The sequence below is a fragment of the Delftia sp. SD018 genome (assembly GCF_017355445.1).
Lineage (GTDB): Bacteria > Pseudomonadota > Gammaproteobacteria > Burkholderiales > Burkholderiaceae_C > Comamonas > Comamonas acidovorans.
Genome location: NZ_JADDRN010000001.1, coordinates 161,865 through 175,241, shown reverse-complemented (window position 1 = coordinate 175,241; position 13,377 = coordinate 161,865). Strand labels below are relative to the sequence as shown.

At 70.4% G+C, this 13,377-nt stretch carries 8 protein-coding genes; 2 read left to right on the top strand and 6 right to left on the bottom strand.

The window, feature by feature from the left end; translation table 11 throughout:
- Positions 1–272: 272 nt before the first annotated feature.
- Positions 273–3,413, bottom strand: coding sequence for an efflux RND transporter permease subunit (locus tag INR38_RS00815; protein WP_207441551.1), 3,141 nt, complete (start codon positions 3,411–3,413; stop codon positions 273–275).
- Positions 3,414–3,796: 383 nt separating this feature from the next.
- On the opposite strand from INR38_RS00815, the gene INR38_RS00810 reads away from it, so the two are divergent.
- Positions 3,797–4,531, top strand: coding sequence for a response regulator (locus INR38_RS00810; RefSeq protein WP_016448779.1), 735 nt, complete (start codon positions 3,797–3,799; stop codon positions 4,529–4,531).
- Entirely contained in the window at positions 4,528–5,601 is a 1,074-nt protein-coding gene (locus tag INR38_RS00805) for an ATP-binding protein (protein ID WP_012207540.1), read from the top strand. Before INR38_RS00810 ends, INR38_RS00805 begins: the two co-directional genes overlap by 4 nt.
- An 18-nt stretch (positions 5,602–5,619) precedes the next feature.
- On the opposite strand, the gene INR38_RS00800 is transcribed toward INR38_RS00805, so the two are convergent.
- The 5 genes from INR38_RS00800 to INR38_RS00780 form a co-directional block, all read right to left on the bottom strand.
- The gene (locus INR38_RS00800; protein ID WP_256974381.1) at positions 5,620–6,081 is read right to left on the bottom strand and encodes a VWA domain-containing protein; all 462 of its coding nucleotides are present in this window, start codon (positions 6,079–6,081) and stop codon (positions 5,620–5,622) included.
- Between the two features lie 209 nt (positions 6,082–6,290).
- The gene (locus tag INR38_RS00795) at positions 6,291–7,427 is read right to left on the bottom strand and encodes an AAA family ATPase (protein WP_207441549.1); all 1,137 of its coding nucleotides are present in this window, start codon (positions 7,425–7,427) and stop codon (positions 6,291–6,293) included.
- Entirely contained in the window at positions 7,424–11,248 is a 3,825-nt protein-coding gene (gene cobN, locus INR38_RS00790) for a cobaltochelatase subunit CobN (protein WP_207441548.1), read from the bottom strand. The genes INR38_RS00795 and cobN overlap by 4 nt, the downstream gene beginning before the upstream one ends.
- Positions 11,249–11,277: 29 nt before the next feature.
- Positions 11,278–12,327 (bottom strand): cobalamin biosynthesis protein CobW, encoded by a 1,050-nt coding sequence (cobW, locus tag INR38_RS00785; protein ID WP_207441546.1) that lies wholly within the window; start codon positions 12,325–12,327, stop codon positions 11,278–11,280.
- Between the two features lie 27 nt (positions 12,328–12,354).
- Positions 12,355–13,377, bottom strand: coding sequence for an LLM class flavin-dependent oxidoreductase (locus tag INR38_RS00780; protein ID WP_207441544.1), 1,023 nt, complete (start codon positions 13,375–13,377; stop codon positions 12,355–12,357).

Genomic DNA, 13,377 nt, shown 5'->3' with positions numbered 1-13,377 from the left:
ATGGCGCATGGGACGAATACCTCCTGCAATGGCGAACGAAGCCGCCATTATAGAAATCATGGGACGGACGTGCTGGCCGTGCCGGAGGGGGCGCCACCGGCGCCACGGCGGCCAACATGCGCACCTGCGTTTGCACGCGGCGGCTCGGGTCCGGTGGGCCCGGCCTGCCGCTTAGGGGCTGCAGGCGCCGATGGCGCGCAAGGGTTTGAAGACTGTGCCGGCGGGCGGCCCTGAAAGCACAGGGCGTTGAGCGCGATCCAGAGAGGCATGGTTCAGGTTCCGGGGTCGGCAGCAGGCGGCGGCCGGCGCGCGCTGCCGCGCGGCCCGGCGATGCGCCGCTGCCATTCAAGGACGAAGACGAAGAAGACGGGCACGAAGAACACGGCCAGCACCGTGCCGCTGACCATGCCGCCGAACACGCCCGTGCCGATGGCGTGCTGGGTCTCGGCGCTGGCGCCCGATGCCAGCATCAGCGGCACCACGCCCAGCGCAAAGGCCAGCGAGGTCATGAGGATGGGCCGCAGCCGCAGGCGTGCGGCCTTGATGGCGGCCTCGCGCAGGTCCTGGCCTTCCTCGCGCAGTTGCTTGGCGAACTCCACGATCAGGATGGCGTTCTTGGCCGACAGGCCGATGATGGTAATCAGCCCCACCTTGAAGAACACATCGTTGGGCATGCCGCGCAGCAGCACGGCCGCCACCGCGCCCAACAGGCCCAGGGGTACGACCAGCATCACCGACAGCGGGATGGACCAGCTCTCGTACAGCGCGGCCAGCACCAGGAAGACCACCAGCATGGACAGGGCCATGAGCAGGGGCGCCTGCGCGGCCGACTGGCGCTCCTGCAGCGACTGGCCGGTCCAGGCCACGGCAAAGCCGGGCGGCAGCTGGGCCGCCAGCCGCTCCATCTCGGCCATGGCCGCGCCGCTGGAGGTGCCGGGCGCAGGCGTGCCCGAGATGCGCGACGCCAAAAAGCCCTGGTAGCGCACCAGCTGCAGCGGCGTCTCCGACCACACGGGCGTGGCGAACTCGGCCAGCGGCACCATGCCGCCCGAGGCATTGCGCACGTTCAGCCGGAGCACGTCATCGATCTGCATGCGCGCGGGCGCGTCGGCCTGCACGATGACCTGCTGCATGCGCCCGGCGTTGGGGAAGTCGTTGACATACAGCGAGCCCATGGCCGTGGACAGCGTCTCGCTGATGGCGGCAAAGCCCACGCCCAGGGCCTGGGCCTTCTGGCGGTCGATCTCCAGCCGCACGCTGGTGCCCGAGGGCAGGCTGTCCTGGTAGGCCGAGCCCAGCACGCTGCTGCTGCCGGCCAGCGCCAGCAACTGGTCGGTGGCCGACTTGAGCGCGGCATGGCCCTGGCCCGTGCGGTCCTGCAGGTACATGGTGAAGCCCGAGGAGGTGCCCAGCTCGTCGATGGCCGGGGGCTGCAGCACCATGATGGCGCCCTCGGGGGCGTGTTCCATGGCCTTTTGCGCGAGCGAGACTTCCTCGCCTGCCGTGGCGCCGTCGCGCTGGTCCCAGTCCTTGAGCGTGGTGAAGGCCATGGCCGCGTTCGGGCCCGAGCCCGCGAAGCTGAAGCCCAGCACCGAGATGCTGGAGGCGATGCCGGGGCGCTGCGCCACATGCTCCTCATAGCGCTTGACCACGTCCAGCGTGCGCTCGGCCGTGGCATCGGCCGGCAGCTGGATGGACGCCATGAAGTAGCCCTGGTCCTCCTCGGGCAGAAAGGCCGAGGGCAGCTGGCGCAGTGCAAACACCAGGATGGCCACGATGGCCGCGAACAGCACCATCATGCGGCCCGTGCGCCGGACCAGGCCCGAGACATGGGCCTCGTAGCGGTTCGTCAGCCGCTCGAAGCCGCGGTTGAACCAGCCGAAGAAGCCCTTCTTCTCGTGGTGGCCTGCCGCCACCGGCTTGAGCAAGGTGGCGCACAGCGCCGGCGTCAGGCTCAGGGCCAGGAAGGCCGAGAACAGGATGGACACGGCCATGGACAGCGTGAACTGCTGGTAGATCACGCCCACCGAGCCGCTGGCGAACGCCATGGGAATGAACACCGCCGTCAGCACCAGGGTGATGCCGATGATGGCGCCCGTGATCTCCTTCATGGCCTTGAGCGTGGCATCGCGCGGCGACAGGCCTTCCTCGGCCATGAGGCGCTCCACGTTCTCGACCACGACGATGGCGTCGTCCACGATGATGCCGATGGCCAGCACCATGCCGAACATGGTCAGCACGTTGATGGAAAAGCCCGCCACCAGCATCACGGCGAAGGTGCCCAGCAGCGCCACGGGCGCCACGATGGCCGGGATCAGCGTGTAGCGCAGGTTCTGCAGGAACAGGTACATCACCAGGAACACCAGCACCATGGCCTCGACCAGGGTCTGCACCACCTTCTCGATGGAGATCTTGACGAAGGGCGCGGTATTGAACGAGATGGTGTGCTCCATGCCCCTCGGCAGGATGGAGGCCAGCTCGGCCATGCGCTTTTGCACCGCGGCGGCCGTGCGCACGGCATTGGCGCCCGGCGACAGCTGCACGGCGGCGCTGGTGGCGGGCTTGCCATCCTCGCGGTTGGAGAAGGCATAGGACTGCGCACCCAGCTCCACGCGCGCCACGTCGCCCAGCACCAGGCGGGAGCCGTCGGCATGGGCGCGCAGCACGATGGCCGCGAACTGCTCGGGCGAGGTCAGCTGGCCCTGCACGGTGAGCGGCGTGGTCACGCGCTGGCCCGGGGCGATGGGCGCATCGCCCACGCGGCCCGGGGCGATCTGCATGTTCTGCTGCTGGATGGCCTGGGTCAGGTCCCCCATGGACAGCCCGTAGGAGATCAGCTTGGCCGGATCGACCCAGACGCGCATGGCGCGCTCGGTGCCGAACAGCTGCACGCGGCCCACGCCCTCGATGCGCCGCAGTTCCTCGACGATATTGCGCGCCATGTAGTCATTGAGTGCCAGCTCGTCGAACTCGCCGCCCGGCGAGATCAGGCCCACCAGCAGCAGAAAGCTCGACGTGGCCGACTCCACCTGCAGGCCGTTCTGGCGCACGGCCTGCGGCAGGCGCGGCTCCACGGCCTTGATGCGGTTTTGCACATCCACCTGGGCCAGCTCGGGGTTGGTGCCGGGCTTGAAGGTGGCCTTGATCTCGGCCGAGCCCGAGGTGTCCACCGAGGACTCGAAGTACAGCAGGTGGCGGACGCTGGACAGCTCGCGCTCGATCAGCGAGACCACGGAGTCATTGAGCGTCTTGGGCGTGGCGCCCGGGTAGGTGGCATACAGGCTCACCGTGGGCGGCGCCACCGTGGGATAGCGCGAGATCGGCAATTGCGGAATGGCAAGCACGCCCAGCAGCACGATGAACAACGCGATGACCCAGGCAAAGACGGGCCGGTGAATGAAGAACTGTGGCATGGACGCGAGGTCTGGTTTTCAATGCACGCCAGGGCGCGCTGCGGAAAAAATACGGCGCCTGGCGCCGACACATCTGAGGGGCCATCCGGATGCAAATCCAGATTGCCAGGAGGCATGGGGATGGAGGAAACTCCTGCCGGTGCGGCTTCGGCCTGCGGCGTGTTGCCGCCAGGGCCATTCATCCATGGAGCCGCTGCAAAGCTAACAGCTCTCCCACCCGCTCATACGGCATTGCCGCTGTGACTTCATATTCAGGGATTTGTTTCGCATGCCGGCCAATTGCGGCGGCACAGGGAAACAGCTTGCGTTCTTTCGATGGCATTTCGGCCCGGGAAATGTGGAAGAACGATGGAGATGAACACAGCCCCCGCCGCGACCCCAAAATGGCTTCTATCATTGCTCAGCCCTTGCCTTTCCAGCCATCGACATCGCTCATCCTCGTTGCCGAGGACGAGCCCGAGATCGCAGACATCCTGTGCGCCTACCTGGCCCGCAGCGACCTGCGCACCGTGCATGCCGCCGATGGCCAGCAGGCCCTTGAACTGCACCACCACTTGAAACCCGATCTCGTTCTTCTCGACGTGCAGATGCCACGCCTCGACGGCTGGCAGGTGCTGTCCGAAATCCGCCGGCGCGGCGACACGCCCGTCATCATGCTCACCGCACTCAACCAGGACGTGGACAAGCTCATCGGCCTGCGCATTGGCGCGGACGACTACGTGGGCAAGCCCTTCAACGCGGCCGAGGTCGTGGCGCGCGTGCAGGCCGTGCTGCGCCGCTGCGGCCAGGGCCGGCTCCGCGATACCAAGCTGCTGCAGGCCGGCCCCTTTCGCGTGGACCTGGACAGCCGCGAGGTCAGCGTGCAGGTGCAGGGCGCCACGCATGTGCCCGAACTCACGGTGACCGAATTCAACCTGCTGGCCAGCCTGGTGCGTTCGCCCCGGCGCGTGTTCAGCCGCGCCGAGCTGCTGCTGAGCTGCCTGCCCGAAGGCCACACGCTGGAGCGCACCGTGGACAGCCACATCAGCAAGCTGCGCAAGAAACTCGAAGGCCTGGGCCTGCAGGGCATGCCCGACAGCGTGCGCAGCGTGGGCTACCGGCTGGGGATGGACCCATGAGCGCAGCGGCCGGGCTGCGCCGGCAGGTGGTGCTGACCATGTCGGCCGTCACGCTGGCCGTGGTGGTGCTGTGCGTGCTGGGCTCGTACGCCTTCTATGCGCTGCTGCTGACCTTTCACCCGGCCAGCGTCTCCGACGGCTGGATGCCCTCCAGCGTGGAGCTGGCCTGGGTGCTGCTGACCCTGGTGGTGGCCATGCTGATCGCCATCTTCGTGGCCACGCGGCTGTCGCGGCGCATCCTGCCCTCGCTGGACTCGGTGGCCATCAGCCTGCGCCAGCTGGCCGAGGGCGACCTGTCGGCGCGCGCCAGCACGGACGACAGCGCGCTGCACGAGGCCGCGCAGCTGGTGCACGACTTCAACAGCCTGGCCCGGCGGCTGGAAGGCATGGCGCAGGAGCGCGCCTTCTGGAGCGCGGCCATCGCCCATGAGCTGCGCACGCCCGTGACCATCCTCAGCGGGCGGCTGCAGGGCCTGTCCGACGGCGTCTTCCTGCCCAGCAAGGACATGCTGGCCAGCCTGATGACCCAGGTCGAGGGGCTGACCCGCCTGATCGACGACCTGCGCCTGCTGGGCCTGCAGGAAAACGGCCATCTGCAACTGCAGCTGCGCCAGACCTGCCTGGCGGGCGAGGTGCGCTCGGTCGCCCTGGCCGTGGGACCGGCGCTGGAGCAGGCGGGCCTGCAGCTGGCGATGGAGCTCGATGACCAGCCCGTGGTCTGCGACCCCGTGCGCATACGCCAGGCTCTGCTGGCCCTGCTGGAAAACGCCATGCAATATGCCCAGCCCGGCCCCCTGCTGGTGGCCGCGCGCGTGCGCCACGGCCTGTGCACCGTGCGCGTGGAAGACAGCGGCCCCGGCGTGGCGGCGGACCTTGCGCCGCGCATCTTCGACGCTTTCCAGCGCGGTGAAGGCGCCCGCAGCCGAAGGAATGCCAGCGTGGGTGCAGGCAACGGCAGCGGACTGGGCCTGGCCGTGGTGCAGGCCATTGCCCAGGCCCATGGCGGGCGGGCGCAGTGCCTGCAGGGCGAGCGTGGCGGCGCGCTGTTCGAGCTGAGCTGGCCGGCCTGACCTCGTCAGAGCCGCAGATCAGCCTGCGAAATCATCAGCCCGCACATGGCGTGCGTCCCAGGCGGCGGCCAGCGCAGCGGCCCGGCCCAGGCGCACACGGCCCGATTCAAAGTCCACGATGCCCGCCTCCTGCGCCGCCGCAGGCCGCGCTGGCCGCTCGCGCGTGCGGCCGTCGGTGAGCAGCCACAGCCAGCCCTGGCAGGAGGCCTCTGCGCCGCAATGGCGCTGCAGCAACTGGCCCGCCTGCTCCACGGCCGCCTGCAGCGGCGTGCCGCCGCCCCCGCCAATGGGAGCGATCCAGTCGTCATTCCAGGCCGCAGCCTTGCGCGGCGGCAGGCGCAATTCCACGCGCGTGCCCGCAAAGCAGATCAGCGCCACCTGCTCGCGGCGGCGGTAGGCCTCTTCCATCAGCGACAGCAGCACACCCTTGGCCCGCGCCAGTGCACCGCTGCCGGCCATGGAGGCCGAGCAATCGAGCACAAAGCAATGCAGCCGCGTGGCCTGCGGCGGCTCGCGGCGGCGCTGCAGATGTTCAGGCGCCAGCGCCTGGGCGCCGCGCGCGGCCAGCGTGCGCGGCCAGTCCCAGCTGCCGGTGGGCGGCCCGCCTTGCGCCTGGGCCAGCCGGGGCTGGCTGGCCGCCTGCTGGCCCGCCCCCGCAGCCCTTGCCTGTGGCGCGGGGCCGCGGGGGCTCAGGCTTTTTTTGTGGCGGGCACTCCCGCCTTTGCGGCCTCGCGGGCCAGCAATGAGGGCACGGCGACACGCAGCAGGCCCACGGGCTCGGGCGGCATGGCGCCCCAGTCAGCCTCGGAGGGCGGGCTGTCGCCTGCGCCGTTGGCCGTGGATTCTGCAGGCGGCCGGCTTTGTGCCGGTGACTGCGAAGGCGGATTCGATGGCGCTTGCTGTGGGGATGGCTGCTGCGGCTGCGGCGCCCCCGGCTTGCGGCGGTGCACCAGCACCAGCTCGGCCACGGCCTGCACATGGTCGGGCGTGACCTCGGCATCGCCCAGCCAGGCGGCCCAGGCGCGGGCGGCGCGCAGCAGCACCAGGTCGGCGCGCAGGCCGTCCACCTGGGCGGCAATGCACAGCGCTCCGGCGGCCTGCAGCACCGCGTCGGACCAGGGCAGCGCGCCGGCCGGCTGCAGGCGCTCGCGCGCCGTGCGCAGCTGGGCAGCCAGCGCGGCCTGGGCGTCTGCATGGCGGGCGCGGAAGGCGACCGGGTCGGCATCGAACAGCAGCCGCGCGCGCACGATGGCCTGGCGCTGGGCCGCATCCTCCACATTGGCCAGGCGCACGCACAGGCCCAGGCGGTCCAGCAGCTGCGGGCGCAGCTGACCTTCCTCAGGGTTCATGGTGCCCACCAGCACGAAGCGCGCCGCGTGGCGGTGCGAGATGCCGTCGCGCTCGACCACGTTGACGCCGCTGGCGGCCGCATCCAGCAGCACATCGACCAGGGCATCGGGCAGCAGGTTGATCTCGTCCACATAGAGCACGCCGCCATGGGCGCGCGCCAGCAGGCCGGGCGCGAACTTGAGCGCATGGCCGGCCATGGCCTGGCCCAGGTCCAGCGAGCCGGCCAGATGCTCCAGCGAGGCGCCCAGCGGCAGCGTGACGAAGGGCGCGGCATCGATGAGCTCGGCCAGCGCCCGCGCGGCCGTGGACTTGGCCGTGCCGCGCGGCCCCTCGATCAGCACGCCGCCCAGTTGCGGGTCGATGGCGGCCAGCAGCAGCGCCTGGCACAGCAGGGGCTGGCCGGCAATGGCGGCAAAGGGAAACAGCGGCGGCAGCGCGGGCTGGGCGCCGCTGCCCAGGTCAGGGGAGGCGGTCATCCGCGCAATCCTTCGAGATGGTTTTCATGTTCCAGCAGCAGGTCTTCCAGCTGCTGGCGATAGTCGCCGGGCTGCTCCCACAGGCCGCGCTGCATGGCTTCGAGCAGGCGCTCCAGCATGTCGCGCAGGGCCTGCGGATTGTGCTGCACGAGAAAGTCGCGCGTGGCCACATCCAGCACATAGGCGTCGGCCACCAGAGCGTACTGGTGGTCGCCCACCTGCTGCGTGGTGGCGTCAAAGCCGAAGAGATAGTCCACCGTGGCCGCCATCTCGAAGGCGCCCTTGTAGCCGTGGCGCTTGGCGCCGTCCATCCACTTGGGATTGGTGACGCGCGAGCGCACCACGCGCGCAATCTCCTCCTTGAGCGAGCGCACGCGCGGCTGGGCCGGGTTGGCGTGGTCGCCGTGGTAGAGCGCGGGCTGGCGGCCCGAGAGGTGGCGCACGGCCGAGGCCATGCCGCCCTGGAACTGGAAGTAGTCGCCCGAGTCGAGGATGTCGTGCTCGCGGCTGTCCTGGTTGTGGGCCACCACGTCGAGCTCACCCAGGCGGCGGCGCAGCGCGTCGCCTGCGGGCACGCCCTCGGCGTCCTGGCCGTAGGCGTGCTGGCTCCAGCCCAGGTAGGCCTGGGCCAGGTCGGCATCGCCCTGCCAGTCGCCGCTCTGGAACAGTCCGCCCAGGCCCGATCCATAGTGGCCGGGCGGCGCGCCGAACACGCGCCAGCCGGCCTGCAGGCGGGCCTGCGCAGCGTCCATGCCCTGCGCCTGCAGCTGCTCGGCCTCGGCCAGGATGCGCGCGCGTATGGGGTTGTCCTCGGCGTCTTCGTCCAGCGCGGCCACGGCCTGCACGGCCGCGTCGAACATCTGCACGGCGCCGGGGAAGGCATCGCGGAAGAAGCCCGAGATGCGCAGCGTCACATCCACGCGCGGCCGGCCCATGCCCACGCGCGGCACCACCTCGAAGTCCACCACGCGCTGGCTGCCGGGCGCCCATTTGGGGCGCACCCCGATCAGCGCAAAGGCCTGGGCGATGTCGTCGCCGCCCGTGCGCATGGTGGCCGTGCCCCAGACCGACAGGCCCAGGGTGCGCGGGTACTCGCCATGCTCCTGCAGATAGCGCTCCAGCAGCCTGAGCGTGGCCTGCTGGCCCAGCTCCCAGGCGGCCTGGGTGGGAATGGCGCGCGTGTCCAGCGTGTAGAAATTGCGCCCCGTGGGCAGCACGTCGGGCCGCCCGCGCGAGGGTGAGCCGCTGGGCCCGGGCGGCACGAAGCGGCCCTGCAGCCCGCGCAGCAGCTGGCGCAGTTCCTCGCCGCCGCAGGCATCCAGCGCGGGCGCCAGCACGGCATGCACCTGTTCCAGCGCGGCGCGTGTCTGCGGCCAGTCACCGGCCGGGGCCTCACCTTCCAGCAGTTGCTGGGCCAGCAGTTCCAGGCGCTCGCGCGTGTCGCCCTCATGGCGCCAGGGCTCGTCGCTCACGGCCTGCAGGGCGGCGGGGCGCGCGCCGATCCAGGGGCGTGCAGGCTCCATGCGCAGCGGGTCGAACCCGGGGCTGTCCAGCAGGTCGGCGGCCAGCGCCTGTATCAGGCCCTGGCCTTCGTCCGACGGGAAGCGCGCCAGCGCCAGCAGCGTGTCGCGGCGCTGGCGCCCTTGCGGCGAGGCGCCGAAGACATGCAGGCCGTCGCGGATCTGGGTTTCCTTGAGCTCGCACAGGTAGGCGTCTATGCGTTCGAGCACGGCATCGTCGTCCTGCGCGGCACCGGGCGCCAGGTCCAGCTCCTGGTCCAGGTGCTGGCGGCGCACGATGTCCAGGATCTGGCGGCGCAGCAGCGCGCCGCGCCGCGCATCGACCAGCAGGGCGTCGTAGTACTCGTCCACCAGGCGCTCCAGGTCCTGCAGCGGGCCGTGGTTTTCGGCGCGCGTCAGCGGCGGCATCAGGTGGTCGATGATCACGGCCTGGCTGCGGCGCTTGGCCTGGGCGCCTTCGCCGGGATCGTTGACGATAAAGGGGTAGAGATGGGGTAGTGGGCCCAGGATGGCATCGGGCCAGCACGCGCCCGACAGCGCCAGGCTCTTGCCCGGCAGCCATTCGAGGTTGCCATGCTTGCCCACGTGGACCATGGCGTCCACGGCAAAGCGGTCGCGCAGCCAGAAGTAGAAGGCCAGGTAGCCGTGGGGCGGCACCAGTTCGGCATCGTGGTAGCTCGCATAGTCCTGCGCGCCCATGCCTTTACCGACCAATGCACGCGCCGGCTGTATGCCGACAAAGACATGGCCCAGGCGCAGGCCCGCGATCATGAAGCGGCCCTGGCGCAGCAGAGGGTCGGCCTCGGGCGCGCCCCAGCGCGCAGTAATGGCGTCGGCCATGCCGTCCGGCAGCGCGGCCAGGCGCGCCAGGTACTCATCCAGCGCATAGCTTTGCCAGGCCGGGCGCAGCGGCCACTGGGCCGGGTCGTTGGCAATGCCCTGCTGCAGGGTGTGCATCAGCGCCTCACCATCGGCGGGCAGTTGCGCGGGGTCGCCCAGCTCGTGCCCTTCGGCCGCCAGGTGCTGCAGGATGGCGATCACCGAGGCCGGCGTATCCAGCCCCACGCCGCTGCCGATGCGGCCTTCGCTGCCCGGATAGTTGGCCAGCACCAGGGCCAGGCGCTTGTCGCGCGCGGGCAGGCTGCGCAGGCGGCACCAGCGCCAGGCCAGGTCGGCCACGAAATCCACGCGGTCGGGCTCGGGCTGGTAGGCCACCACGTCGGCCTGGGTGAAGGCGCAGCGGTGGGACAGGCCCTTGAAGCTGATGGCGCGCGTGATGATGCGGCCATCCATCTCCGGCAGCACCACCTGCATGGCGATGTCGCGCGGGCGCAGGCCCTGGCTGTCGGCCCACCAGTCCTCGCGGTTGCCGCCGCTGGCAATGACCTGCAGCACGGGCGCATCGCCGGCCAGGGCCGTGCCCGATTCCAGCGCCGAGAACGCCGTGGTGTTGAGCACCAGCTGCACGGCATGGTCTTCGCAGAGCTGGCGCAGCGTGGCCAGGCACAGCGGGTCCTTGAGCGAGTCCAGCGCCACGGGCAGCGGGTTCATGCCGCGCTGCTGCAGCGACAGGGCCATGGCGTCGAAGGCCGCCGTATTGCCCGCCAGCAGGTGGGAGCGGTAGAACACCAGGGCCACGGTGGGCGCGCCCGGCGTCCAGGCGCGCTGCAGGTCGTCGATGCCGGCCACCTCATGGGCATGGACCTGGGCCTGGGCATGGCTCCTGGCAGCGAACAGCGCCGGGGGAACGTGGACAGCCGCCTGCGGCAGGGTGCGCGGCGGCAGCGGCGCATCGCCCCGGTCCAGCCCGTGGTAGACGGTGGCCTTGAGGAACTCGCGCGCATTGGCCGCGCCGCCCGAGCGCAGGTACTGCCACAGCTGGCGGCAGGCGGCGGCCGGCAGCGTGCTGCGCGCCAGCAGGTGCGGGTCTTCCTGCAGGTCACCCGAGAACATGGCCAGGCGCTGGCCCTTGCGGCGCGCCAGCGAGCCGATCTGCTCGATGCCGTAGGGCCAGGCCGACTCCGAGCCCAGGTGGTCCACGATGACCACGCGCGCATGGCGCAGCACCTCGTCCACATACAGGTCCAGCGAGGCCGGCTGGCGCAGGTACAGCAGATTGGCCAGCCGCACCGAGGGGAAGTCCGCCGACGCCCCGGCCAGCGCGGCCACAGCCGATGACAGCAGGGCCAGCGTGGTGTCGGCCGAGCTCAGGATGACGATGTCGGCCGGCGTCTGGTCGAGGCGGGTGACGATGCTCTCATCCTCGACGAAGCCGCCGGGGCGCGTGGACAGCAGGTGCATGGAACAGGTTTCAGTACGGAATCGGAAGGTCAGGCGGCCACATTCTCCAGGCCCTTGCGCAGCGCTGCTTCGTCAAGGTCTTGCCCGATGAACACCAGGCGCGTGCCGCGTGCCTCGCCCTCGCGCCAGGCGCGGTCGAAATGGTGGTCGAAGCGGCGGCCCACGCCCTGCAGCAGCCAGCGCATGGGCTTGCCCGGGATCTCGGCAAAGCCCTTGACGCGCAGGATGCTGTGCTGCTCCACCAGCGTCTCCAGCGCGGCCAGCAGGCGGTCGCGGTCCACGGCGGGCAGGTCGATCACGTAGGAGTCGAAGTCGTCGTGGTCATGGTCCTCGTCGTGGTCATGGTGGCTCACGCGCTGGTCGATGGTGGTCTCGGCCGCCTTGGCCAGGCCCAGCACCACGTCCAGCGGCAGGCGGCCCTGGGACGATTGCACGATCTTGACCTCGGGCGGCAGCTCCTCGCGCACCAGGGCGGTCACGCGGGCCAGGGCATCGGCATCGGCCAGGTCGGTCTTGTTGAGCACCACCAGGTCGGCCGCGCCCAGCTGGTCCTCGAACAGTTCGTGCAGCGGCGATTCATGGTCCAGGTTGGGGTCGGCGCGGCGCAGCTCGTCCACGGCCTGGGGATTGGCGGCGAACTGGCCGCTGGCGGCCGCCGGCGTGTCCACCACGGTGACCACCGCGTCCACGGTGAACACGTTGGCGATCTCGGGCCACTGGAAGGCCTGGACCAGGGGCTTGGGCAGGGCCAGGCCCGAGGTCTCGATGATCACGGCGTCGATCTGGTCGCGGCGCTCGGCCAGCGCGCGCATCACGGGGAAGAACTCTTCCTGCACCGTGCAGCACATGCAGCCGTTGGCCAGCTCGTACAGCGCGCCTTCGCGCTCGTTGCCGTCATCGTCGCAGCCGATGCCGCAGCCCTTGAGGATCTCGCCGTCGATGCCCAGCTCGCCGAACTCGTTGACGATGACAGCGATGCGCCGGCCGCCCGCGTTGTCAAGGATGTGGCGCAGCAGCGTGGTCTTGCCGCTGCCCAGGAAGCCGGTGACGATGGTGGCGGGAATCTTGGCGGTTTGCATGGAAGGTTCTCCAGAAAAAAGAGGAAGTCAGACGGTGGCGAAAGGCACGGCGCTGCGCAATGAAGGGAGAACCTCCTGCGCAAACAGTTCCATGCCGGCGAGGGCCTGGGCATCGCTCCACAGGCCGTTGGAGTTGAAGACGCAGCGCAGCTGGCCAATGCCCGTGCGCTCGCGCAATGCGGTGATCTGCGCATGGCACTGTTCGGGCGTGCCATGGATGAATTGCTCGGCCAGCACGCGCGGCACATCGATGGGCAGCACCTGGTCGGCCGGCACGCCGCGCTTGCCCGCAAAGTACACGCGCCGCTGGTACAGCTGCGGCCACAGCGTGGCCAGCTGGGCCTGCACGGCGGCCTCATCAGCACCGATGCAGACATAGCGCGCCAGCGATGAACGCGCGCGCAGCGCGGCGGCATCGCGCCCGCGCTCCCGGGCAGCGGCCTCCAGGCGCTCCAGCTGCATGCCTTCGGGCGGCTCCAGGCTCAGCAGCAGGGGCAGATTCTGATTGACGGCAAAGCCCAGGGTCTCTGCCGTGGAGCCGGCCACATACAAGGGAGGATGCGGGCGCTGCACGGTCGAAGGCAGGGCGGGCCGGTCCTCGAAGCGCCACGGCCCCTGCCCCGCCACGATGGGCTTGCCGGACAGCGCCTCCACCAGGATGCGGCAGGACTGCTCGAAGCGCTCGCGCGTGCTGTCCGCATCGATCTGCAGGGCGCGCAGCGCGGCCGGCTCCGTGCCCCTGCCCACGCCCACGTCGATGCGGCCGGCGCTTTGCAGGTCCAGCTGGGCAATCTCCTCGGCCAGCATCAGCGGATGGTGCAGCGGCAGCACCAGCACCGAGGTTCCCACGCGCAGCCGCTCGGTGCGCGCCAGCACGGCGGCGGCCAGCAGCAGGGGCGAGGGATAGGGCCAGGCGGTATCGGGCACGCGGAATTCGTTGAACCACACGCCCTCGAAACCCAGGCGCTCGGCGCGCTCGAACAGCGCCAGGAATTCACGGTGCCCGCCGCGCGTGGCGTCGCGCGTCCAGCCGGCCAGATCGATGCGCAT